The organism is Cryobacterium sp. Y11 (genome assembly GCF_002929535.1).
GTDB lineage: Bacteria > Actinomycetota > Actinomycetes > Actinomycetales > Microbacteriaceae > Cryobacterium.
In genome coordinates, this window is the sequence record NZ_PJJO01000060.1 from 70769 (window position 1) to 93548 (window position 22780).

General features: G+C 64.1%; 22 protein-coding genes and 1 tRNA gene. 12 read left to right on the forward strand and 11 right to left on the reverse strand.

Translation table 11 applies throughout. The annotated features are described in order from the left end of the window. Positions 1-53: 53 nt before the first annotated feature. Positions 54-710 carry a phosphate signaling complex protein PhoU gene (gene phoU / locus CXY75_RS15165; protein ID WP_104083654.1) on the forward strand — a complete coding sequence of 219 codons (657 nt, stop codon included), beginning with the start codon at positions 54-56 and terminating at the stop codon, positions 708-710. 58 nt (positions 711-768) lie between these two features. On the opposite strand, the gene CXY75_RS15170 is transcribed toward phoU, so the two are convergent. The 4 genes from CXY75_RS15170 to CXY75_RS15185 form a co-directional block, all read right to left on the reverse strand. Beyond that, positions 769-1521, reverse strand: a complete 753-nt coding sequence (locus tag CXY75_RS15170; protein WP_104083655.1) for a phosphoglyceromutase — start codon at positions 1519-1521, stop codon at positions 769-771. A 165-nt stretch (positions 1522-1686) separates the two neighbouring features. Continuing rightward, positions 1687-3102, reverse strand: a complete 1416-nt coding sequence (locus tag CXY75_RS15175; protein WP_233201943.1) for a folate-binding protein YgfZ — start codon at positions 3100-3102, stop codon at positions 1687-1689. Between the two features lie 509 nt (positions 3103-3611). Then, positions 3612-4400: an FABP family protein gene (locus CXY75_RS15180; protein WP_104083656.1), complete on the reverse strand. Its 789-nt coding sequence runs from the start codon at positions 4398-4400 to the stop codon at positions 3612-3614. A 107-nt stretch (positions 4401-4507) separates the two neighbouring features. Then, entirely contained in the window at positions 4508-4795 is a 288-nt protein-coding gene (locus CXY75_RS15185; protein WP_104083657.1) for a hypothetical protein, read from the reverse strand. A gap of 73 nt (positions 4796-4868) precedes the next feature. Between CXY75_RS15185 and CXY75_RS15190 the strand changes: the two genes are divergently transcribed. The 8 genes from CXY75_RS15190 to pstB all read left to right on the forward strand — a co-directional run bounded on the left by CXY75_RS15190 (position 4869) and on the right by pstB (position 13844). After that, complete coding sequence (locus CXY75_RS15190) at positions 4869-5561, forward strand: response regulator transcription factor (RefSeq protein ID WP_104083658.1); 693 nt, start codon at positions 4869-4871, stop codon at positions 5559-5561. Next, on the forward strand, positions 5530-6402 hold the full coding sequence (gene mshD / locus CXY75_RS15195; RefSeq protein ID WP_158251219.1) for a mycothiol synthase: 873 nt from the start codon (positions 5530-5532) through the stop codon (positions 6400-6402). Before CXY75_RS15190 ends, mshD begins: the two co-directional genes overlap by 32 nt. 79 nt (positions 6403-6481) lie before the next feature. Further along, on the forward strand, positions 6482-8653 hold the full coding sequence (locus tag CXY75_RS15200) for an RNA degradosome polyphosphate kinase (RefSeq protein WP_104083660.1): 2172 nt from the start codon (positions 6482-6484) through the stop codon (positions 8651-8653). Next, complete coding sequence (locus CXY75_RS15205) at positions 8653-9600, forward strand: NUDIX domain-containing protein (RefSeq protein ID WP_104083661.1); 948 nt, start codon at positions 8653-8655, stop codon at positions 9598-9600. The genes CXY75_RS15200 and CXY75_RS15205 overlap by 1 nt, the downstream gene beginning before the upstream one ends. A 145-nt stretch (positions 9601-9745) precedes the next feature. Continuing rightward, positions 9746-10840 carry a phosphate ABC transporter substrate-binding protein PstS gene (gene pstS / locus CXY75_RS15210; protein ID WP_104083662.1) on the forward strand — a complete coding sequence of 365 codons (1095 nt, stop codon included), beginning with the start codon at positions 9746-9748 and terminating at the stop codon, positions 10838-10840. A 166-nt stretch (positions 10841-11006) separates the two neighbouring features. Next, positions 11007-11948 carry a phosphate ABC transporter permease subunit PstC gene (gene pstC, locus CXY75_RS15215; protein WP_104083663.1) on the forward strand — a complete coding sequence of 314 codons (942 nt, stop codon included), beginning with the start codon at positions 11007-11009 and terminating at the stop codon, positions 11946-11948. After that, positions 11948-13036, forward strand: a complete 1089-nt coding sequence (gene pstA / locus CXY75_RS15220; RefSeq protein WP_104083664.1) for a phosphate ABC transporter permease PstA — start codon at positions 11948-11950, stop codon at positions 13034-13036. Before pstC ends, pstA begins: the two co-directional genes overlap by 1 nt. Before the next feature lie 28 nt (positions 13037-13064). After that, the gene (gene pstB / locus CXY75_RS15225; protein WP_092449481.1) at positions 13065-13844 is read left to right on the forward strand and encodes a phosphate ABC transporter ATP-binding protein PstB; all 780 of its coding nucleotides are present in this window, start codon (positions 13065-13067) and stop codon (positions 13842-13844) included. Between the two features lie 66 nt (positions 13845-13910). On the opposite strand, the gene CXY75_RS15230 is transcribed toward pstB, so the two are convergent. The 4 genes from CXY75_RS15230 to CXY75_RS15245 all read right to left on the reverse strand — a co-directional run bounded on the left by CXY75_RS15230 (position 13911) and on the right by CXY75_RS15245 (position 18135). Further along, a complete protein-coding gene (locus tag CXY75_RS15230) occupies positions 13911-14798 on the reverse strand; it encodes an aminodeoxychorismate lyase (RefSeq protein ID WP_104083665.1) in 888 nt (295 codons plus the stop codon). 143 nt (positions 14799-14941) lie between these two features. Next, positions 14942-16015, reverse strand: coding sequence for an anti-sigma factor domain-containing protein (locus tag CXY75_RS15235; RefSeq protein ID WP_104083666.1), 1074 nt, complete (start codon positions 16013-16015; stop codon positions 14942-14944). Continuing rightward, the gene (locus CXY75_RS15240) at positions 16012-16596 is read right to left on the reverse strand and encodes a sigma-70 family RNA polymerase sigma factor (RefSeq protein ID WP_233201944.1); all 585 of its coding nucleotides are present in this window, start codon (positions 16594-16596) and stop codon (positions 16012-16014) included. Before CXY75_RS15240 ends, CXY75_RS15235 begins: the two co-directional genes overlap by 4 nt. Before the next feature lie 909 nt (positions 16597-17505). Continuing rightward, positions 17506-18135 carry a DNA-directed RNA polymerase subunit beta gene (locus tag CXY75_RS15245; protein WP_104083668.1) on the reverse strand — a complete coding sequence of 210 codons (630 nt, stop codon included), beginning with the start codon at positions 18133-18135 and terminating at the stop codon, positions 17506-17508. A gap of 107 nt (positions 18136-18242) precedes the next feature. Between CXY75_RS15245 and CXY75_RS15250 the strand changes: the two genes are divergently transcribed. Further along, positions 18243-18315 (forward strand) — tRNA-Lys (locus tag CXY75_RS15250). 257 nt (positions 18316-18572) lie between these two features. Here the strand turns inward: CXY75_RS15250 and CXY75_RS15255 are convergent. From CXY75_RS15255 to CXY75_RS15265, 3 genes are all read right to left on the reverse strand, one after another. Continuing rightward, entirely contained in the window at positions 18573-19178 is a 606-nt protein-coding gene (locus CXY75_RS15255; RefSeq protein WP_104083910.1) for a pyridoxamine 5'-phosphate oxidase family protein, read from the reverse strand. A 111-nt stretch (positions 19179-19289) separates the two neighbouring features. Further along, on the reverse strand, positions 19290-19592 hold the full coding sequence (locus CXY75_RS15260) for a hypothetical protein (RefSeq protein WP_104083669.1): 303 nt from the start codon (positions 19590-19592) through the stop codon (positions 19290-19292). 73 nt (positions 19593-19665) lie between these two features. Next, positions 19666-20136, reverse strand: coding sequence for a MarR family winged helix-turn-helix transcriptional regulator (locus tag CXY75_RS15265; RefSeq protein WP_158251220.1), 471 nt, complete (start codon positions 20134-20136; stop codon positions 19666-19668). Positions 20137-20197: 61 nt separating this feature from the next. Between CXY75_RS15265 and CXY75_RS15270 the strand changes: the two genes are divergently transcribed. Together CXY75_RS15270 and CXY75_RS15275 are read left to right on the forward strand one after the other, a co-directional pair. After that, a complete protein-coding gene (locus CXY75_RS15270) occupies positions 20198-21298 on the forward strand; it encodes an ABC transporter substrate-binding protein (protein ID WP_255411794.1) in 1101 nt (366 codons plus the stop codon). Positions 21299-21356: 58 nt separating this feature from the next. After that, complete coding sequence (locus CXY75_RS15275; protein WP_233201945.1) at positions 21357-22775, forward strand: APC family permease; 1419 nt, start codon at positions 21357-21359, stop codon at positions 22773-22775. Positions 22776-22780: the final 5 nt, after the last annotated feature.

Here is a 22780-nt window from a genome sequence, read left to right on the forward strand (position 1 = left end):
GGTGCGTCTCACAGGTCCGTGCGTGCCCGCGCGGCAGGAAAGGACCACACAGCATGCGCGATGTTTTCCAGCAGGAGCTGGCAGAAGTTCAACAAAGACTCGTCGAGATCTCTCGGCTCGTCGCTATCTCGATGGACAAGGCCACTCACGCCTTCAACGAGAGTGACGTGAGTCTGGCCGAAGAGGCCATCACCGAAGACGAAAAGATCGACGAGCTCACCGTAGAGCTTGACGAGCTGGCCATCACCATCCTCGCCCGCCAGCAGCCGGTCGCCCGTGACCTGCGCATCGTGGTGAGCGCGCTGCGCATCAGCGCATCGCTAGAGCGGATGGGCGATCTCGCGACACACATCGCGCAGCTGGCCCGCTACCGTTTTCCCGACAAGGTCATTCCCAAGGGGCTGCGCGGCACCTTTGCCGAGATGGGTGCCCTCGACGTGGTCATCGCCAACATGCTCACCGAGTTGCTCACGCACCAGGACATGGCCCTCGCCGAGACGATTCGCAACGAAGACGACAAGGTCGATGCCTTGCACATGAGCGTGTTCGACGCCGTGCTCGGCGAGACGTGGAAGGGGCTCGCCGCCGATACCGTCGACGCGACCCTAGCCAGCCGGTATCACGAACGGTTCGCCGACCACGCGGTCTCCATCGCGAAGAAGGTGCAGTACCTCGGCACTGGGGCCTGGCACCAGGACGACAACGCCTGACTCATCGCGTGCCAGCGGCCCCGGAGCATCCGCTCGCGGGGCCTTCTGCATGAGCGAGCTACTTCTTGTTGCCCTGCGCTGCGACGGCAGCAGCGCCGGCAGCAGCAGCTTCGGGGTCGAGGTACTCACCCGGAGCCAGCGGCATGAGGTCGTCGCCGAGCTGGTAGACCAGCGGGATTCCGGTGGGGATGTTTAGTTCGGCAATGTCGGCGTCGCTGATTCCGTCGAGGTGCTTGACCAGGGCGCGCAGCGAGTTGCCGTGCGCGGTAACCAGGACGGTCTTGTTCGCGCGCAGGTCTGGCGCGATGTCGGACTGCCAGTAGGGCAGCATCCGTTCGACGACGTCTTTGAGGCACTCGGTGCGGGGCAGATCATCGCCGAGGCCGGCGTAGCGCGGGTCGTGCGCCTGCGAAAACTCGGAATCGTCGCCGAGCACGGGCGGCGGGGTGTCGTAGGAGCGGCGCCAGAGCATGAACTGTTCCTGACCGAACTTGGCCTGGGTGGCGGCCTTGTCGAGGCCTTGCAGACCGCCGTAGTGGCGTTCGTTAAGGCGCCAGGAACGCTTCACCGGGATCCACAGGCGGTCGGCTTCTTCGAGCGCGAGATTCGCAGTCTGAATAGCGCGGGACAGCAGGCTGGTGTGCAGCACGTCGGGCAGCAGGCCGGCATCCTTGAGCAGCACGCCGGCGCGCGCGGCTTCCGTGGCGCCCTGCTCGCTCAGGCGAACATCCACCCAGCCGGTGAACAGGTTTTGCTGGTTCCACGTGCTTTGGCCGTGACGGAGAAGGATGAGTGTGTAGGGGGCAGACATATGCCCACTCTATCGAGCGCGATCTGCAAACTGCGCGGCAGCACGGCCCCGGCGGGGGCGCATTCAGAAAAACTGACCGCAACGGATGCTGCCACCCACGTGATTTCGCGGGTTGCGGCATCCGTCTCGGCAAATTTTCTGAATTGGCCACAGACAACGGGGCGGTCAGTGTCCGGGGGTGCGGATTCCAAGGCGCGGTAGGCGCGGAATATCGGCGACGGAACCGGCCGACTGCGGCACGATGATCTCCTGGTTGGCCGAGATGGAGATTCCCTCGGATTCGACATAGAGCGTCGATCCGGCCGGAATGGTGCGCTTGATCACGGCGAGGGCGATAGGCCCGAGCTCGTAGTGGATGGCGCTTGAGGTGATGGTGCCGACACCGACTCGCTCGGGCTCCGACTGTGCCTCTGAGCTGCCAGGCCGCACGCGATCGGCCTGCACCGGGTCGCCGGGGGCGGGCAGCACGCCCTCCGACCCGTCGAGGTGCAGCATGACGAGGCGACGCGGCGGGTGTCCGAGGTTGTGCACCTTCGCCACGGTTTCCTGGCCGCGATAGCAGCCCTTGCTGAGGTGCACGGCGGTTCGCAGCCAGTCCAACTCGTGCGGAATGCTCTTCTCGTCGACCTCGCGGGCCCGGCGCGGCCGCCAGGCGGCGATGCGCAGCGCCTCGAGGGCAAGTAGCCCGGCGGGGGTGACTCGTACGGCCACAGCGGATGCGGCGTCGCCAGCAGCCGAGATGGCATCGGGGTCGACGGCGACGGATGCTGCGTCGTTGGCCGATAGAGACACGGCCGACTCAGACGCGGCCGGCTCAGACACGGCCGACTCAGACACGGCGGGTACGGGGCTCGCCAGCCCGGGTGCCACGGTGGGAGTGACTAAAGCCGGCCGGGCCGTCAGCGCGCCGGCGGCGAGGGCGTCGCGCAGGGCCGGGAGGCTGTCGCGCGGCACGAGGGTTTCGCTGTAGGTCCAATGGACTCCCGGGTGTTCGGGCGCTTCGGCGTACTGGTAGCCGCCGCGGGCAACCGCGACCCAGGGGTCGAGCCAGGTGAGCGGCACCGCGTTCGGAGCGGCGGCGGTGATACCAACGGATGCCGGGGCATCCGTCATCGCACCGATCGTGGCATAGGCCAGGGTGTGGTCGACGACCTGCACGCGCAGCATGAACTTCATGCGGTCGAGGAATTTCTGCAGTCCCGGAAGCTCGGCGGCCTCAACGAGTAGCCAGGTTTCAACGCCATCGTCGAGCACTCGGATGGCGTATTCGAGGCGCCCCGTGGGGTCGAGCAGCAACATCTCGGTGGATTCGCCGGCAGCGAGGCTGTTCAGCTCCTGGCTCGCGATCGAGTTGAGCCAGCTCAGCCGGTCGGGGCCGGAGACTCCGAGCACTCCGCGGTGCGCGAGGTCAACGATGGCGCGACCGGCAACGAGGGAGCGCTGCTCGATCATGGGGTTGCCGTAGTGGGCGGCCACGCCGGCGTCGATACCGTCAGCCTGAACCGCGCCCGGGAGGGCCAGCAGTGGGGAGGCGGGGGCACGGGGCGCTGTCGCTTCGATGGTGGCTACTGGGTCAGTCATGTCGCTCAATTCTGCCGACCCGGGTTGAGGATCGGCGACCGTGCAGAAAATCGGGGGCGTGCTCGTGGACACGACTCACTCCTGTCAACACTACGACTCGCGGGTTTATTCGGGGGCGGACGCTACTCGACGTGGCGAGCACGCGGGTCGAGAACGCCTACTCGGGTCACGTTGCCCGGCAGGGCCCACCTTAGGGAACGGGGCCCATCATCCATCATGGGCCTGGCTTTTGGGCCCGGGGCCGGTGCATAAGTTGGACGACCTCAGCACCGCCTGGGGCGAGCGGGGTAGAAGCGGGCATAACGGATGCCGGAGACGGAGGTTGGGGCGCTGGATGACTCGTTGAAGATGAGGGCACTCCTACGGACGAGTGCCCTCATCTCTTACGAGTGCCACGACCGACGGGTTGTTCTTTCGGGCCCACCCTATGACCGCCGGCCCAGTTTATAAACTGGGCCCAGGGACGGGGCCCGGGCCCCGTCCAAAAAAGGGCGAGGCGGGCGGGACCGCTACTCGACGCGAGCGAGGCGGCCGGAAGCGTGGGTGCGCAGGTCCTGGCCGAGGGCGGCGATATCCCAGGCCCAGAGCAAGTGGTTGTCGACGAGGCCGTAGAGGCGCGTTGCGGCCGCGTAGGGTTTGGCTCCCATGGTGCGCAGCACGGCATCCGTGGCGAGGTCGATGCGCGGGCCCTTGACTTGGCCGAGGTAAAGCTCGGCGACGCCGCCGGGGTGCACCAGGGTGACCTCGATGTCGAAGCCGCCGTCGCGGTTGCGCAGGGTCTCAACGGCCGCGGCGGAAGTGAACGGGCGCTCCCCGGTTCCCGGCAGCATGCCCGGCCCCGGGTCGCCATCGCCCTGGTAACGACTGAGGCGCCAGTAGCCGGTCTCGGTGACCAATGGGGTCTTCTCGTCGGACCGAAGCGCGGCGGGCAAGGTGCTTGGCACATCCGTCGAGGCAGATTCAGCAGCGTCTAAAGCCGAAGCGGCACCGCCCACTCCAGCAACACCAGCACGCGAAGCACCAGCAGCGTCGAAACCGGCACCAGAGCGACCAGTGGCAGAACCCGCGATCGCGGAATCGGGCGCCGGAGCATCCGCTTCAACGGGCTCGAGCCAGGTGTATGAGCTGTACGTCAAGTGCGGCAGGCCGTCGTGACTGAAGCTGATGCGGTGACCGAAGGTGCGGCTGATCGACTCTTCGCCGATCTTGTACTCGAGCACGCCGGAACCTTCCCAGACTCCGATGAGCCAAGAAAGTGGAACGAGTTCGGACGGGAGGTCGACCGGCAGGTCAATCATGGGTGCTTACCGCTGCCCCCGGAACAGCTTGAAGACGACCATGCCGGAGACCCAGGCGATCGACAAGCTGGCCAGTCCGAGCAGACCCAAAAAGAAGAGTTCGAGTGCTATGAGATCCATGACAGAAGTCTAGCGGCCCCGTAGACCACGCAGACAACGACGGTCGCCACCACGAGAATGACCATCGCGCCGGTGATGCTCAAGGTGACGCGCTTCACGTACCCTTCCTTGGTTCCGGTGGCGATTTGCAGTCCCAGGGTGACAAGGGTGCACCCGGCCAGGGTCAGTCCGATCCACCCCAGGGCCGAGGCGGGTGTGGCGAGCACCCCGGTCAGGATTGCGCCAATGATGGCCAGTAACCAGACGGTCGCGATCGTTCTCCAGTGCCAGCTCACCCCTCTATTGTGCCTGCCGCGGCCGCATTCCATGGCACGCTAGTATAAAATTCGAGATGCTTGGAGGGCGCCCGTGGCGCAGTTGTTGATCCTGACCTCGGCGGCCAACAATGACGTACTCCCCGCCCTGGCGTTGTTGTCGCACAGCGCGAAGCTGATTCCCGCCCAGGCTGAGCAACTCATTCACGCCCCGGATTCCGACCTTATTTTGGTGGATGCCCGCACCAACTTGGCCGCGTCCAAGGCGCTCTGCCAAATTTTGCGCACCATGGGCAGCTCGACTCCGCTGCTGCTGGTGATTACCGAGGGCGGCCTCGCCGCGGTCAGCCCCGACTGGGGCGTCGACGATGTCGTTCTCGATACGGCCGGTCCAGCCGAAGTGGATGCCCGGATCCGCCTGACCGCGGGCCGGCTGGAGCGCACGGAGTCGTCGAATACCATTCGTGCCGCCGGAGTCGTCATCGACGAGGCGAGCTATTCGGCCAAGGTGCACGGCAAACCGCTTGATCTTACCTATAAGGAATTCGAGTTGCTGCGCTTTCTGGCCGCGCACCCCTCGCGCGTGTTCACCCGCGAGCAGTTGCTCAGCGAGGTCTGGGGCTACGACTATTTCGGCGGTACCCGCACGGTCGACGTGCACGTGCGACGCCTGCGAGCAAAGTTGGGCGACCAGGAGTCGCTCATCGGCACGGTGCGCAACGTCGGGTATCGATTCAATGTTCACGAGGAGAACGATGAGCGGGTTCCGCATGCTATCGGCGCTTAATACAACGGATGCTGCGGGGCTGAGCGAGTTTCACCGGGTCGCCGCTGAGGCGCTTGGGTTTGACGGCTACGCGCCGTTCAACGAGCAAGCGTTGTTTGACCTGACGAGCGGCCGTCGGTCCGCTTATTTGGTGCGATCGAGCGGACTTCTGGTGGGGGCGGCTCTCGCGGGGCGCGGCGAAATCGACCTGGTTATTGCGCCGTCGTCTCGCCTGCGCGGCTACGGCCGGGCCGCCTGGGGTGAACTCGGCGCGCTCGAACCGGGCGAGGTGACCGCGTGGTCGCATGGCGACCACCCCGGTGCCAGGGCCCTGGCGGTCGAGCTGAGCTTCGTCGCGGTGCGAACATTGCTGGAATTGCGCAGGCCCCTGCTGGCCGAGGAAGCGGCATCCGTTTCTCTGGATGGCGCAGGCATTGCCCCGTTTCGGCCGGGTATTGACGACGACGAGTGGGTAGCGCTGAACGCGCTCGTCTTTGCCGAGCACCCCGAACAGGGCGCGCTGACCGTGGCCGACCTCACCGCGCGCCGTGCCGAATCGTGGTTCAACACCGACGACTTTCTCATTCTGCGCGATGCCAATGGCGCCATGATCGGCTACAACTGGCTCAAGGTCGAGGGAGACATCGGCGAGATTTACGTGCTCGGCGTGCATCCGGATGCCGCCGGCCGCGGGCTCGGGCGCGCCCTCATGCAGGCCGGACTCACCCGTCTGCAGGTGGCGGGCTGCGCCACCGCCGCGCTCTACGTCGAGGCCGACAGCGCCGGCGCAGTGCACCTATACCGGTCGCTCGGTTTTACCGACCACACGGTCGATGTGCAGTACCGTCGCCTCACGAGCTGAGTCCAGGTCCACAACTAATTTGGCCGTACGTTCACTCATCTCGTCGTTGTGGCGTGACCAACGGTGTCAGGATGGACAGATGGACGGCGAAATCACCCAGGCAGACTCGGGTCTCACAGACTTTGATGACGACTTTGACCCACTTTTCGGAAAACTCGACCCGGCATTGCCCGACGACCGCTACCTTGACCGGGAGCTGAGCTGGCTCGCGTTCAATCAACGAGTGCTCGAACTGGCCGAAGATGAGTCCTTGCCGGTGCTCGAACGCACCAACTTTCTCGCCATTTTTGCCAGCAACCTCGATGAGTTTTTCATGGTTCGCGTCGCGGGACTCAAGCGCCGCATCCTCACCGGCCTAGCCGTGCCAACCAATGTTGGCCGAGCCCCGCAGGATGTGCTCAGCGATATCTCGGCAGCCGCCCACGCCCTGCAGGATCGGCACGCACTCGCCTTTCAAAGCCTCGTGCGACCGGCCCTAGCCAAGGCCGGCGTCGACGTGGTCGACTGGCAGAGCCTCGGAGATGCCGAACGCCGCTCGCTGCGCACGTATTTCTCCAACCAGATCTTTCCGGTGCTGATGCCGCTCGCTGTCGACCCTGCGCATCCGTTCCCTTATATTTCAGGGCTCTCGCTCAACCTCGCCGTACGGGTGCGCAATTCCAAGACCGGCAAGCAGGAGTTCGCCCGGCTCAAGGTGCCACCAATGCTGCCCCGTTTCGTGCGGGTCAACCGCGCGGAGTCGGTCGATCGCATCCGTTATATTGCGCTCGAAGATCTCATTGCCAACCAGCTCGGCGACCTGTTTCCGGGCATGGAAATTCTCGAACACCACGTCTTTCGAGTCACCCGCAACGAAGACGTCGAGATTGACGAAGACGAGACCGAGAACCTGATCAAGGCGCTCGAGAAGGAGCTGCTGCGTCGCCGGTTCGGACCACCCATTCGACTCGAGGTCACCGAGGAGATGGACGAGGTTACCCTCGGCCTGCTCGTGCGCGAACTGGATGTGACCGAGCAGGAGGTCTATCACCTGCCCGCGCCGCTCGACCTCGGTGGTCTGTTCGACCTGCGCATTGACCGCCCTGACCTGCACTTCGTCAAGCATGTTCCGACGACGGCGGCTCAGCTGTTGCCGAGCGAACCGAACGCCGAACAAGACATTTTTGCGGCCGTGGCCCGGCGAGACGTGCTGCTGCACCACCCGTATGAGTCCTTTGCGACGAGTGTGCAGGCGTTTCTGGAGCAGGCAGCTGCCGACCCAAACGTGCTCGCCATCAAGCAGACGCTGTACCGCACCTCGGGCGACAGCCCCATCGTTGAGGCGCTCATTGCCGCCGCTGACAGCGGCAAGCAGGTGCTCGCTCTGGTCGAGATCAAGGCCCGGTTTGACGAGCAGGCGAACATCACCTGGGCGCGCAAGCTTGAAAAGGCCGGCGTGCACGTGGTCTACGGGCTGGTGGGCCTCAAAACGCACTGCAAGCTCGCCCTCGTGGTGCGCTATGAGAAGGGTGTGCTGCGGCACTACAGCCACATCGGCACCGGAAACTATAACCCCAAGACCAGCCGCATCTACGAAGACTTCGGTTTGCTGACAGCGGATGCCCAGGTCGGCAAGGACCTCACCCGCCTGTTCAACGAGTTGTCGGGTTACGCCATCGAGAAGAAATTCAAGCGACTGCTCGTGGCTCCGCTGCACCTTCGTAAAGCCTTACTTAAGCACATCAGCATTGAGACCGAGCATGCTCTCGAGGGAAAGACCAGCGGAATTCGCATCAAGGTCAACTCGATGGTCGACGAGGACATCATCGACGCCCTGTACCGGGCCAGCCAGGCCGGCGTGCAGGTGGACGTGTGGGTGCGAGGCATTTGCAGCCTCAAACCGGGCGTTGTTGGCATGAGCGAGAACATTCAGGTGCGGTCGATTCTGGGCCGGTACCTCGAGCATTCCCGCATCTTCTCCTTTCACAACCTGGGTGAAACGCAGGTGTACATCGGCAGCGCCGACATGATGCACCGCAACCTCGATCGTCGGGTGGAGGCGCTCGTGCGCCTGGTCGACCCGGAGCATTTGGTCGAAATCGAGGGTCTGTTCGAACGAGCCATGGACCCGCGCACCTCCAGCTGGTGGCTCGATGAGACCGGCCGCTGGACCCGGCACGACGTCGACGAGCACGGTGTGCACTTAACCGACAGCCAAAACAAGCTGATGCAGCAGATCAGTGCGCGCAAGCGACCAGCAGGGCGACGCTAATGGCCGTTAAGGCCACCGACCCGAACGTCTACGCCGCCGGCGCCGTCTGCTGGCGGCTGATCGACGGCCGCATGCACGTGCTGCTTATCCACCGCACGGTGCACGGCGACGTCACCATTCCCAAGGGCAAGGTGGACCCTGGCGAGACCCTGCCGCGTACGGCGGTGCGCGAGGTAGAGGAAGAGACCGGCCTGGCCGTTGCTCTCGGCGTTCCGCTCGGGGTGTCGCACTATGACATGCCAGACGGCCGCACCAAGGTCGTGCACTACTGGGCGGCTGAGATCATGCCAGAGGCGATCGCGCGCTCGACCTTCGTGCCGAACGGGGAGGTGGCCGCGATCGAGTGGGTCACGATCAAGAAGGCCCGCAGCTACCTCAGCTATCCGGCCGACGTACAGATTCTCGAGGCGTTTTCTGCTTTGGTCGATGCCGGGGTGACCCGCACCTTCGCGGTGATCGCCCTGCGGCACGGCAAGGCGGCGCCGCGCACCGGAGCCGGTCCCGACGCGCGCCGGCCACTGACCGCGCGCGGCGTGACGCAAGCGGCCGGCCTGGTCGACACGATCACCGCGTGGCGGCCGCTGCGCATCATTTCGAGCACGGCCACGCGCTGTGTCACAACGGTGGCTCCCCTCGCTGCGGCCACTGGCATCCCGATCAAGCAGACCGATCTGATCAGCCAGGACGCCCTCGAGAGCGGCGAAGCGGATGTCCGCGCCGTCGTCGGCAAGCGGGTGCGCGCCCGGAAGACGGCCGTCTTGTGTAGCCACGGCCCGGTGTTGCCAGAGATTCTGCGCGAGATCGCGTTGGCAACCGGGAGTCAGCCGTCCGCGGAGCTGTCCGACGCCGCAGATTTGGACACCGGAGGATTTTCGATCGTGCACCTCTCGTCGGAGAACCCGGCCGCTGGCATTCTGGCCATAGAAACCTACCCCGCAACCGCCTGAAACGCCGGAAGCGTTATCGCTCGTTCACCTTCCGTTTACCTTGCGGTCGGTCGGCGGTTACTTGACGCGCTTAGCATCTTCTTTGGGCCAGCACCGGCTCTTCACTAGCAATCACAGTCTTGCCAAACCCTCGAAAGGGATTCACGTGAACTTCAAGCGTTTCGGCCGCCCCGCGGTCATCGCCATTGCCGCAGCACTCGCGCTGTCCTCCTGCGCAGCGAACGAAGGCGATGTTGCCACCACCGGCGACGATACTTCAGCAAGCACGCTCACCGGCACCCTGAACGGCGCCGGGGCTTCCTCGATGGATGCCGCTCAGCAGGCCTGGATCGCAGCGTTCCAGACCGCCAACACCGGCGTGACCATCAACTACGAGCCCTCCGGTTCCGGCGGCGGCCGCGAAGCCTTCATCGCGGGCGGTACCGACTTTGCCGGCAGCGACTCCTACATGGGCACCGACGAGCTGGCCGGCGAATTCGCCTCCTGCGTTCCCGGCACCAAGGCCGTTGACCTTCCCGTCTACATCTCCCCGATCGCCGTGATCTTCAACGTCGATGGTGTTGACGAACTCAACGTCGACGCTGACACGCTCGCGAAGATCTTTTCCGGCGCCATCACTACCTGGGATGACGCAGCAATCGTCGCGCTGAACCCCGACGCGACCCTCCCCGCCGACACCATTCACGCCGTGCACCGCTCGGACGACTCGGGTACCACCAAGAACTTCACCGACTACCTCGGCCAGACCGCACCCACCGTGTGGACCGAAAAGGCCTCTGACACCTTCCCGTTCGACGGTGAAGGCGCCAAGGGCACGTCGGGCGTCGTTGACGCTGTCACCAACGGCACGAACATGATCGGTTACGCCGATGCATCACAGGCCGGCGAGCTCAGCACCGCCAAGCTCATGGTCGGCACCGAGTTCGTCGCTTACACCCCCGAGGCCGCGGCCGAGGTTGTCGCCGGATCGCCCCTCGTGGCCGACCGCGCCGCCGATGACCTCGCGCTCGACCTGAACCGCAAGACCACCAACCCGGCGGAATACCCGTTGGTTCTGGTGAGCTATGCGATCGTGTGCAACGAGTACGCCGATGCAGCTCAGGGTGAGCTCGTCAAGGCCTACATCGAGTTCATTGCCAGCGCAGCTGGCCAGGCCGTCGCTGAAGAGTACGCCGGTGTCGCACCGCTGTCGGCCGAGCTCGAGGCCGACGTCGCAGCAGTGCTCGCGACCGTCAAGTAACAACTCCACACCCCTGCCCGGTCAGCTCTCGCACATTGCGAGGGCCGATCGGGCAGACTGGGGTGTACAGCTCGTTCAGTCCAGACCTCGGTCCGGCCGAAGTACTACCCGGCAGCACGCTCAGCGCACGACTTCACCAGTTTTTGCATTCTAGGGAGACCCCGGCATGACCACAGCTGCCGCCACGACCATCAAGGCCAGGCAACGCCCGGGCGACCGCATCTTCTCCTCAGCCACCGTCATTGCCGGCAGTCTAATTTTGGCCATGCTCGCCGCGGTGGCGATCTTCCTCCTCGTTGAGAGCCTGCCGGCGTTTGTTGCAGTACCCGATGATTTCAGCGGCGACGTCACCAATTTCTGGTCCTACGTCGGCCCGCTCGTCTTCGGCACCATCTACTCGGCTATCCTGGCCCTGCTCATGGCCGTGCCCGTCGCCATCGGTATCGCACTTTTCATCTCACACTTTGCCCCGCGCAAACTCGCCCAGAGCCTCGGCTATCTCGTTGATCTGCTGGCCGCCGTTCCCTCTGTCGTCTTCGGCCTCTGGGGCATCGGCGTACTCGCCCCCATGGTGCAGCCGTTCTACACCACCCTGGTCGAGTGGTTCGGCTGGTTCACGCCGTTCCAAGGGCCAGCGTCGGGCACCGGTCGCACCATCTTCACGGTCGCCATCGTGCTCGCCGTGATGATTCTGCCGATCATCACCGCCATCTGCCGCGAGATCTTTCTGCAAACGCCGCTGCTACACGAGGAAGCAGCCCTGGCCCTCGGAGCCACCCGCTGGGAAATGATCCGCATGGCGGTGCTGCCATTCGGATTACCCGGCATCATCTCCGCCTCGATGCTCGGTCTCGGCCGCGCCCTCGGTGAAACCATGGCCGTCGCCATGGTGCTCTCCCCCAGCTCGGAGGTCATTTTTCAGCTGTTCACCGCGCAGAATTCGAACACAATTGCCTCGAATATCGCGTTGAACTTTCCGGAGGCACACGGTGTCGGCGTGAACATTCTTCTAGCGACCGGCCTCGTGCTTTTCGTAGTCACCCTGCTCGTGAACATGCTGGCCCGCGTCATTATCAACAGCCGTAAGGCATTTTCGGGAGCCAACTGATGACATCCGTTGTAGAAGCTTCGCCGCTGACGAACTCGCTCACCGCCGGCAAGCTGCCCCGGCGATCGTCGCTCTGGGTGCTGCTGACCAGTTGGGCCGTGTCGGCCGCGTTCTTCGCCGTGCTCTTTCTGTCTGGCACAGTCGATGGTTTCAACATCGTGGGCACGGTCGTGCTCGGCACGGTGCTGTACTGCGTAGCAATTTACGTGCTGTCTCGCCTGGTCGAGGGCTCGCGCAAAGCCAAGGACCGCCTGATGACGGCGCTCGTGACCGCCGCGTTCATCATCGCGCTGCTGCCGCTGGTGTCGATCATTTATACGACCGTCATCAACGGACTGCCAGCGTTTCTCACGCCGACGTTCTTCTCCTCCTCCCAGCGCAACGTGGTCGGCGCTGGCGGCGGTGTGCTGCACGCCGTCATCGGCACGCTCATGGTGACCGGCATGGCGACGCTCATCTCGGTACCGATCGGACTTCTGGCCTCGATCTACCTCGTGGAGTATGGCCGTGGCCGGCTTGCCAAGGCCATCACCTTCTTCGTCGACGTGATGACCGGCATCCCGTCGATCGTCGCCGGCCTGTTCGCCTTCGCCCTGTTCGCGCTGCTGTTCAACGACCCGGGCATCCGCTTTGGATTTGGTGGGGCGATCGCGTTGTCGGTGCTGATGATTCCGGTCGTGGTGCGTTCGAGCGAAGAGATGCTCAAGCTCGTGCCGAACGAACTGCGCGAGGCTGCTTTTGCACTGGGGGTGCCGAAGTGGTTGGTCATTCTGAAGGTCGTGCTGCCGACATCCATTGCCGGAATTGTCACCGGAGTGATGCTGTCAATCGCGCGCGTGATCGGCGAGACCGCGCCGCTGTTGATCATCGCCGGATTCACCTCGAGCATGAATTACGACCTGTTCAGCGAGCGGATGATGACGCTGCCGGTGTTCGTCTACACGCAATACGCCAACCAGGGCGCGGATTCGCAGGCCTATATCGACCGAGCCTGGGCTGGGGCGCTCACGCTGATTGTCATCGTGATGCTGCTCAACGGGCTCGCCCGCCTGATTGCCCACTGGTTCTCGCCCAAACTGGGCCGCTAATCTTCTCGCTTTAGAAAGAAAGGGACATATGTCCAAGCGCATCGAAGTCAACGACCTCAACGTGTATTACAGCAATTTTCTGGCCGTCGAGGGTGTCTCGATCGTCATTGAGCCCCGCACGGTAACCGCGTTTATCGGGCCGAGCGGTTGCGGTAAGAGCACGTTCATTCGCACCCTCAACCGCATGCACGAAGTCATCCCCGGCGCGCGCGTCGAGGGTGAGGTACTCATCGACGGCAACAACCTCTATGGCCCCGGCGTTGACCCTGTACTCGTGCGCCGTCAGGTCGGCATGGTCTTTCAGCGGCCGAACCCGTTTCCGACCATGTCTATTCAGGACAACGTTCTGGCCGGCGTGAAGCTCAACAACCGTCGCATGAGCAAAACGGATGCCGACGACCTTACCGAAAAAGCCCTCCGCGGCGCCAACCTGTGGAACGAGGTCAAGGACCGCCTCGCACGTCCCGGTTCTGGGCTGTCGGGCGGTCAGCAGCAGCGCCTGTGCATCGCGCGGGCCATTGCGGTTGAACCCGACGTGATTTTGATGGACGAGCCGTGCTCGGCGCTCGACCCGATCTCGACGCTGGCCATCGAAGACCTGATCGAGGAGATGAAGAGCGAGTACACCATCGTCATCGTGACGCACAACATGCAGCAAGCCTCGCGGGTGTCTGACCGCACCGCATTCTTCAACATCGCCGGCACCGGCAAGCCGGGCAAGCTCATCGAGTATGACGACACGACCACAATGTTCTCGAACCCGAGCGTGCAGGCCACGGAAGACTACGTGTCGGGTCGCTTCGGGTAGGTCGGTTCTGTGGGCATCCGCTCGCCGGGTCTTGAGTCGCCGGCACAACGCACGCCGGGTCCTCGACTAGGCGGTGCGGGCGAGCAGGTACGCGTTGAGAGCGTCGGTCAGCGGCTGATCAGCGGGGAACAAAACGTCGTCCAGGGCAACCACGGCGACGGCTAGGCGCACGCTAGAAACGAGCCAGGCGGCATCCGCTTGACGAAGTTCGTCAACGGTGACGTCCCGGTATTGAACCCGTTCGCCGCGGGCGCGCAGATACTCGAACATGCTCTGCTGCGTGGTGCCGTGCAGAATGGCGCCGCTCGGCGCTGGTGTGACGTACTCGCCGTTGCTTTGCAGCACGACGCTGGAGGTTGGCCCCTCCATGACATACCCGTCGGCGGTGAGAAAGATCGTGTCGTCGGCGCCGCGGCGGTGTGCCTCCCGAATCGCGGCCATGTTCACGGCGTAGCTGAGCGTTTTCGCACCCATCAGCAGCCAGGGGGCGCGTTCGGCGACGCCACGCGGATATCCGCGGTCGAGCGTGATCACGCGCACGCCGTTCGCCCGCACCGCGCTGAAGTCCGCCGCCGCTGTTGCGTGCAGCCACGCCGTCGGTGCTGGACCGTGCTCGACGCCCCGGCTCAGCACGAACTTGAGCGCAACCTCCCCCTGCTGTGGAATGCGCGCCACCGCGTACGCTATCGCGGCGCGCCACTGGTCGATGTGCGGCACCGGAAGATCGCAGATGAGCGCCGAGTTGCGCAGCCGGCTGAGGTGCGGCTCGACCTCCTGCGGCTGGCCGTTGACGACGGCGAGGGTCTCGAAGATTCCGTCACCGCGCTGGGTGCTCAGCTCCCCCACGCGCAGCGCCGGGGCGCTGGAGTCCATCTCGTGAAAGGTGTCGTCGAAGTTCTGCTGCCGGGAGTCGGCAGGTACCGGGTCGATCAGGAGTGTGAAGGGCAGTCTCATGACCCCGAGCCTACTTCGCGTTGGCCTCAGCGCAGCGGTGCGTGTCGAGCGCACGCCCGTGAAGGGTCGCAGATCGACCGTCCGACGCCAGCATTGCGGCGATGGGCGACCCCTCAGTGACCTATACCCACGACAGTAGACCGCTAGCTCTGGAAGGCGACGATCGGGGTCGTCGTTGGCTGGTCAGATCCGCCGGTGGGTTCAACGGTGACCCCGACCTGATCACCGGCGTGCATGGTGCCGTCGAGCACGCGCCAGGCGGTGCCGTCTCCGCTTGAGTCAAAGGTTCCGGCCGGGGCTGCACCGTCACCGTTGATGTACCAGAGCTGGTAGTCCTGGTCACTCGGCAGCACCGGCAGGTTGTCGACGAGCACCGCGGAGATTCCGAGTTTGTTCGACCAGACCAGGGTGGCTTCCTGGCCGTCGGCCGTGGTCGTCGCTGCGCGCTGCGAGTCGTCGGCGGAGTTGATCTGGGCGAGCCCGGAGGCCTGCTGGGATGCGAACTGGTTGTCGTTCAGCGCCTGTCCAAATAACGATCCGCCAACGAACAGTGCCCCGGCCGCGGCCGCGGCAACCAGAAACTGCGCCGGACGCTTGAACCAACGAGCCTGGGCGCGCTCGGTCGCCGAGGATGATCGGTGCGTAACCGAAGCATCACCAGAACGGATGTCCGCAGCCGGCCGGATTGCGCCGGGGTCGGTCGGAGTGGTGCTGATGGGTGCGGCAGCGGCTGGCGCAGCACTGTCAGCTGGCGCAGCACTGTCAGCTGGCGCGGCGCTGTCGGCTGGTGCGGCGCTGTCGGCTGGTGCGGCGCTGTCGGCTGGTGCGGCACCGGCTGACGGCGTCGTTGCGGTCGTCGGCACGGCCCCGGTGGCCCGGGGACTGGCGACTGGAGCTGCCCCGGGAACGGTGGCGGCAGCATCCGTTCTGGCGGGGTCAGCAGCACTCGGCGCCGGCAGCGGCGCAAGCTGCGGGGTTGACGTGAGCATCGCCATGAGGTTGGCTCTGAGGGCGGCGGATGGCTGAACGGGTGCCACGGCGAGGCCGAGGGCCACCGCGGTGTCGTTCAACTCGGCCGCCTCGATGCGGGCTCGCGCGGATTCGGCGAGGTGCGCTTCGAAGGTGGCCGTGTCGTGCTCGTCGAGAGCGTGCAGGGCATAGGCGCCAGCCAGATCGGCCGGGTTCTGCTCGACATCGATGTGGCCGCCGCGGCTCATGATGCCACGCCCAATTCGTCACGCAGGCGGATGAGTCCGTCGCGGAGCCGCGTTTTCACGGTACCCAGGGGAATGTGGAGCATATCGGCAACCTCGCTGTGACTGAACCCGCCGTAATACGCGAGGCTCACAGCCTGACGCTGCAGCTGTGTCAATCGAGTCATCGCCTTCTCCACCCTTTCATGTTCGATTCGTACTTCAACGGTTTCGGCCACGTGATCATAGGCAACGGCCAGGTCACGTATTCCGATTTTCGTATCACGGTCACGACCAGCCTGCGATGACCGAATTCGGTCGACCGCTCGCCGGTGTGCCATGGTCAGGATCCAGGTGCTCGCACCACCACGCGTTGGTTCATAACGCGCCGCCGACTGCCAGATCTCCAGAAAAATCTCCTGGGTCACTTCCTCCGACTGCGCATGGTCAATGAGCAGGCGCCTGACCAGGCCAAGCACCCGCGGGGAAATTTGGTCATACAGCTCTCCGAAGGCGGATTGGTCGCCCTGAGCTACGCGTGCGAGCAGCTCCTCCTTCGTGGCAGGCGCTGCCGACGCGAGTTCTCCGGCGGGATCAGCAGTCATGAGGTCAAGCATGTCAGGTCTTGCCCCGTTCCATGACTAGGGTTCGGTGCGAAGTCATTAACGGATTGGTCATTCCACGAAGCAATCCGCGAAAAAAGCGGCCGCGAGCGGATGCTGGCGCTCTTTTTATGCAGGAGTGGCCTTGCGTAGAGAGCAGCGGCCTGGTACACGCAGAAGGTCGGGCCGCAGAGCACCTCTCGGCGCGAGGCCGCTCGAAGCGGCGAATAATGGAACCCGGGATTACTGCGGCCCGACCAGGTTCCAGTGTATTCGAGAGAGGCGGTCGGCGTCGACTGTTCGCCGCTGGCGCAAGATGGATTCTGAGATTGAAGGATTGCGCGGGCTGGGGCCCACCTTGACGAGCCGGGCCCACGATGGATCATGGGCCCCGTTACCGGGCCCGGGCACGCTGGGCGATGGCGACCTCGGCGAGCGACCCAGAGCAAAGAGCACGATGGGGGGAAGAAAAGTCCGAAACTTTTGGATTAGCTCAATCGGCAAAGGGAGGCGTTCTCGCCCGGTCTCCCACGAATTATTCGCTGCGCGGGAAGTGCGCCACTGCGCGGGAGTTCGAATTCACGCGCAGCGGCGCAGCACCCGCGCGACGAGCTACGCGGGAGTTCTGGCCACGCCATAAGTCCCGCGTACTGGCGCAGCACCCGCGCAGCGTCCTAGGTCCCGCGCAACACAGCCGACTTCGACGGACACTCTAAATCGCTCTGCCCATAATCGATCCAGTCGCGACCACTATGACGCCAGCGCCACCCGGTCAACGCGACGAGCGGCGCACAAGGGATCCACGGATTGCGCGAGCTCGAGTCCACCTGAAGGAAGCCGGCCCATGATGGATCATGTGCCCCGTTACCGGGCACGGGCCCGGAACAGGAGTGGGGGGCACTGGCGGGTGGCCTACTCGAGCGAGTCGCGGCGCCAGAGGCGCGCGCAGGCGGTGAATTCGGCGGCCGTTGTGGAGAAGCGCAGGGCGCGCGTGGTCAGCTCCGATGACCGGTGCGGTTCGGTCAACTCAAGGTCGTCGGCGATGCTCGCAGCCCCAACCGCGGTCACCCGGCAGTACGCCGCGCCGCGGTCGAGCGCCACGGCGAAGTCGCCGGTGAACAGCCCCCGCAGAATCTCGTCGGCGAGGACGATGATTTCCGCGGGCCCGGTCGGCACGGCCGCTCCCGCGACGAGCGGGTCGATCGTGGCGGCAGCATCCGTTCCCCGCTGATACAGGTAGGCGCATCCCTCTGGGTCCTGCCGAATCAGCATGCGAATGAGATAGATGCGCCAGAGCGCGCCCGGCAAGCTGCGCGGCGTTGCCCGCGACCACAGCTCGGCGACCGCGTCCAGGCCGTTTTCGTCGGTATAGGCGACGAGCCGTTCGACCGTCGCCGGGTCGGGATTACTGCGCACCCGGTTGAGTAGGGCCTGCGCCGTTTCATGCGCAACGCGACTGATGTTTGCCGGGTCGTCACCGCCCTGGAAGGCCTCGAATTTGATCCCGGAGAACAGGGTGGGCTTGTGGAAGTTGTCGGCCATGGCGCGTTCTCCTCGTTTCGGAAGTTGGGACGAAAAGCCGCTGTTTTCGCTCTCCACAACGCTACCCAGAAAAGCTGGGCGCGAATCCACGGTAGATTAGAACCCACGGGCCTCTAGCTCAGTTGGTAGAGCAAAGGACTTTTAATCCTTGGGTCGTCGGTTCGAGCCCGACGGGGCCCACAATCATGCGCGAGTGGCGCGGCAGATGCGCATCGAATTCTTAGGATTCGGTGCGCATCTGCGTTTTCACGCCCATGAGCTGGTTCCGCCGTTCGTGGCAGGGCTGGCCGTGGCTGAATCAGGAAATCGCGGGCCGCGGCCGGGTCGCGCCCAGTGATTTACTGGCCCGCCGGTGGCAGTGCGATCACATTGCCTGAATTAGCCCCCGAGACCGGGCAGCGGATGCCGCTGAGCGAGTTTTTCGGCGCAGGCGGGGTTCAGAGGTCGTAGCGGTGACGAATGTGGTGGCGATCGGCGCTGGCCTGCCAGAATTCGACCTCGGCGGGGAGCAGGGCGTAGACCTGCCAGTCGGGGTTGGCTCGACCATCGGCTGCGGGGCGTTCCTCCCAGTCGAGAGCGGATTCCTCTGCCGACAGCAGTGAGACAGCGCCAACAACGCGCACTTGACGCCCGAGAGCCGGCCAGTAAAAGTTCATCGCTGCTCGAGGGTTGGCCGCAAGTTCACGGCCCTTGCGGGAGCTGCGCGTGCTCGCGAAGTGCCAGGCGGCAGGCTGCGGTGCAGGAGCATCCGGAGCTCCAGCAGGGGAACCAGCACCAGCGGCTGAACCAGCCTCGCCAGCGGACGCAGCTCCGGCGGGCTCGATATTCTTCAGGATGAGCATGCGCGACGAAACCGCTCCGCCGCCGGTTGACGTCGCGAGGCTAAAAGCGTGTGGCTGCGACACGCCGGCGGCGAGCGCGTGCTCGAGCCAGTCGAGAAATAGCACCACCGGATCGGCCGGTGCGCTGGCCGGATCGAAGTCGGGCAGTCGGTCGGGAAAGTCGGGCAAGGCGCGCAATCTGCGCCGCAGGAAGTCACTCACGCCGCGAGCATACCGCTCCAACTCTTGCTGCACCAACAGCGCGAGGTCGCGCCACAGCACCTGGTCGAACACGCACAGGGCGCCCATGCGCATCCCGATGGCCCAACCGCGCTAGTCGGCGGGGGTGCGATGCCGTTCTGGCGTGAGCGTCGCGCCGGGGGAAAACGGCACAAAAGTGTTGAGTGGCGCGCTGACCACGTTGAGGTCGACGGCCGACCAATCGGCGATGAACACCAGCGGACGCTGGAAGATATCGATGCTCCGAATGGGCGGAATGCCGAATACGAAGATCGAGCTGCTGTGCGAAGCCTCGCGTTCTAATACCGTGAGTACGGCCATCAAGCGGTCATGCCACTCGGCGACACTGGTCAGGTCGAGAGCTTCGTTCACGCCGAGAATCACGACGAGAATCACGACGAGAATGACGCCGACGGTATCGAATCGGCTGCACCGGAAGCTTGAGAGCAGCCGACAGCAAAAAACCCGATCAGGGTTCGGTTGACGTGCCAGCCAGTGCGCGCGCAGCGGTGTCAGCAGCCCCGAGCAGGGCCGCTACGGCATCCGCTCCCAGCCTGTGTTCGATTGTTCGTTCCCACGCTGCAACGATTTCACGAGTGCGGGCGAGTCGTTGCTGGCCCAGATCGGACAAATGAACGGTAATTCGTCTGCGATCGGCAGTGGTCGGCAGCCGGAAGGCCGAAGCCGCGTCTTCCAACGAGTCGACAGTTCGGCTCAGGCTCGCATTTGCCATGCCGGTCGCTTCGGCCAGCTCCCCCATGGTGGGCGAGTCGAGTCGATCCAGGGTCTCCAAGATGCGCCACTGATCCATCGTGGTGCTCTCTTCAGACAAGGCAATGCTCAGGCCGAGTACGAGACGCCGCTCCAGGTCAGCAAGGGTCCAGACGAGCTCACCTAAGGGTGCTACAGAATCCAGCGCTCGCCCCGACTGCTCAGCCATTTCCGCTCCTCCATAGTCACGAATATACGGGCGGGGATGCCCGCTACGTAATAATGGACGGGTGACGTCCCCGGTCAGGCTAGTACTCCCCAGCGAAGTTTTTCTGAGCGGTCCCGCTCGGCAGACTCTTCGGCTGGGACTACTGGCGCCAGTGTCGGGGGTCTTGGGCGTGGCCGGACCCGCCATTATCAATTGCGCGATCCTGGCAGCCGAAGAAGTCGGCCGTGCAACGGGACGGGTCATTGACCTCGTCCTCGTCGATGCGGGCAGAGCACCGGCCGATGTCGCAGGCGAGGTGGACTTACTCGTGGGAGCTGGGCTCGTCGACGGGCTGGTCGGAACACACACCTCAAATATTCGAGTGGCCGTCGAAGCTCGCGTGAACAATCGGGTGCCCTATGTTTTCACGCCGCCGCACGAGTTTGGGCGAGCATCGGCCGGATCGGTCTTTCTCGGCAGCGACCCGGCAGAGCACCTTCGGCAACCCATTGCGTGGCTGGCCAAGCACCGTCGGGTTCAGCGGTGGGCCCTCATCGGAAATGATTACGTCTGGCCCCGACAGGTGCACGCTGCGGCCAGCAGGGTACTGCGCGATCTCGGGCAGCGCGTCGTCCTGGACCGGCTGGTACCGGTGGGGCACGTCGACGTGGCGGAACTTGTTTCCGCGGCACACCGCGCCCAGGCAGATGCAATCCTGGTCTCCCTGGTCGGCCGCGACGGCATCGAATTTCATCGCGGGGTCACCGAATCGGATGCCGGCACGGCGTTCGTCAGGCTGCGTACCGCCCTCGACGAGAGCTGTCTCGTCGCGGTGGGCGGCGACACCAGCGGAGAACTTTATAGCGCCATGCCCACGTTTTTGCTGCAGGATGACGATCGTCACCGTCGATTGCTGGAGTCTTATGTCGCTCGGTTCGGGCTGAGGGCACCGCTGCCAGGCTCCTACGCGGAAGGATGTTACGACGGCGTGCACCTGCTGGCCGCCGTGTGCAGCAGTGACCTGCTCGCCACGCACACCGCCGCACGGGTGGCCGAACGGCTTTTGTCAGCCGTCGTCACCCCGGCTCGGCCGGATGCAGTCGACCTCACACGTCGACCGATGAGTCTGGCGCGAGCTAATGGTACCGATCTTGAGATTGTCAGAATGCTTCACGGGGTGTAGCCTAGTGAAAATTTCCACTTGGAAACAATGACGTCTGTCGATGACGATTGGACCACGCGTGAGCAGTACGACCAACCCTGGGGGCACATCCGCTTCTGGTATTGAACAATTTGGCTATAAGCAAGAGCTGAAGAGAACGCTGACATTTAGCGACCTCATCATCTACGGCCTGATCTTCATGGTGCCTATCGCACCGTTCGCCATCTTCGGCGGCGTCTTTCACGACTCGGGCGGAATGCCGCCGATCGCGTACATCATCGCGTTGGTCGCCATGATGTTCTCGGCTAATTCGTACTCGCAAATGGCCCAGGCTTTCCCGATGGCCGGTTCGGTTTACACCTACGCCGGTCGCGGGATCAACCGTCCCACCGGTTTCATCGCCGGCTGGATGATCCTGCTCGACTACATCTTGATTCCGACCCTGCTCTACTTTGTCGCCGCCATCGCTATGAACGGAATCATCAGCCAGATTCCCATCTGGCTGTGGCTGGTTGCTTTTGTGGCTCTGAACACCGTAATCAACTACCTCGGCATCCACCTCGCCGCCGTCGTCATCCGGGTCATGCTGGTGCTTGAGCTTTTGGTGCTGGCCATCTTCTTGGTCGTTGGTCTAGTCGCCGTTTCGCAGGGCAAAGGCCAGGGCTTCAGCTTCGACGCGTTCTACAACGCTGATACCTTCTCGCTGCCGCTTTTGTTCGGTGCAGCATCCATTGCCGTGTTGTCGTTCCTGGGCTTTGACGGAATCTCTACCCTGGCCGAAGAAAATACCGGCAGCAGCAAGTCCCTGGGTCGGTCGATGATTGCGGCCCTGTGCCTGCTGGGCGTTCTGTTCGTCGTACAGACCTGGGTTGCGTCGATGCTGGTTGAAGACCCTGCCGCCTTGATCATCAATGGCGACCCGGCGGGAGTGGCCTTCTATGAGGCGGCTGCCGTTGCCGGTGGACCGTTTATGTACATTCTCACCGCAGCCTCGACCGCCATCGCCTGGGGCTTCGCCAATGCACTCGTTGCTCAGGCATCCACTTCTCGCCTGCTCTACGCGATGGCGCGCGACCGCCAGCTGCCGAAATTCCTCGCCAAGGTGAGCGAAAAACACGGCGTTCCGGTCAACGCTACCTTTCTGGTCGCCGGAATCTCTTTGGTGCTGGGTCTGATCCTGACGCTTCTGCCCGACGGACTCGGTACCATCGCTGCGCTGGTCAACTTCGGCGCCCTGACGGCCTTCCTGCTGCTAAACGTGTCGGTCGTCTGGTGGTTCATTGTGAAGCAGAAATCTCAGCGCTGGTTCGTGCACCTGGTCTTTCCGGTGCTGGGTTTCGTTGTACTCGCCTTTGTGCTCTACAACGCGCGAGTGAATGCACAAATCGTTGGCATTGCGTGGCTGGTCATTGGGATTGTGGTCGCCGTGGTGCTCTACAAGAAGGGTCGGATGACCAACCCCGTTCCCCTGGCGTCGGCACAGATGGAGGTGCGGTAGCTCTC

Coding starts and splice junctions, on each gene's coding strand:
- phoU (WP_104083654.1), top strand. CDS start 54: ATGCGCGATGTTTTCCAGCAGGAGCTGGCAGAAGTTCAACAAAGACTC.
- CXY75_RS15170 (WP_104083655.1), bottom strand. CDS start 1,521: ATGTCTGCCCCCTACACACTCATCCTTCTCCGTCACGGCCAAAGCACG.
- CXY75_RS15175 (WP_233201943.1), bottom strand. CDS start 3,102: ATGACTGACCCAGTAGCCACCATCGAAGCGACAGCGCCCCGTGCCCCC.
- CXY75_RS15180 (WP_104083656.1), bottom strand. CDS start 4,400: ATGATTGACCTGCCGGTCGACCTCCCGTCCGAACTCGTTCCACTTTCT.
- mshD (WP_158251219.1), top strand. CDS start 5,530: ATGAGCGGGTTCCGCATGCTATCGGCGCTTAATACAACGGATGCTGCG.
- CXY75_RS15200 (WP_104083660.1), top strand. CDS start 6,482: ATGGACGGCGAAATCACCCAGGCAGACTCGGGTCTCACAGACTTTGAT.
- CXY75_RS15205 (WP_104083661.1), top strand. CDS start 8,653: ATGGCCGTTAAGGCCACCGACCCGAACGTCTACGCCGCCGGCGCCGTC.
- pstC (WP_104083663.1), top strand. CDS start 11,007: ATGACCACAGCTGCCGCCACGACCATCAAGGCCAGGCAACGCCCGGGC.
- pstA (WP_104083664.1), top strand. CDS start 11,948: ATGACATCCGTTGTAGAAGCTTCGCCGCTGACGAACTCGCTCACCGCC.
- pstB (WP_092449481.1), top strand. CDS start 13,065: ATGTCCAAGCGCATCGAAGTCAACGACCTCAACGTGTATTACAGCAAT.
- CXY75_RS15230 (WP_104083665.1), bottom strand. CDS start 14,798: ATGAGACTGCCCTTCACACTCCTGATCGACCCGGTACCTGCCGACTCC.
- CXY75_RS15235 (WP_104083666.1), bottom strand. CDS start 16,015: ATGAGCCGCGGCGGCCACATCGATGTCGAGCAGAACCCGGCCGATCTG.
- CXY75_RS15240 (WP_233201944.1), bottom strand. CDS start 16,596: ATGACTGCTGATCCCGCCGGAGAACTCGCGTCGGCAGCGCCTGCCACG.
- CXY75_RS15245 (WP_104083668.1), bottom strand. CDS start 18,135: ATGGCCGACAACTTCCACAAGCCCACCCTGTTCTCCGGGATCAAATTC.
- CXY75_RS15265 (WP_158251220.1), bottom strand. CDS start 20,136: ATGGCTGAGCAGTCGGGGCGAGCGCTGGATTCTGTAGCACCCTTAGGT.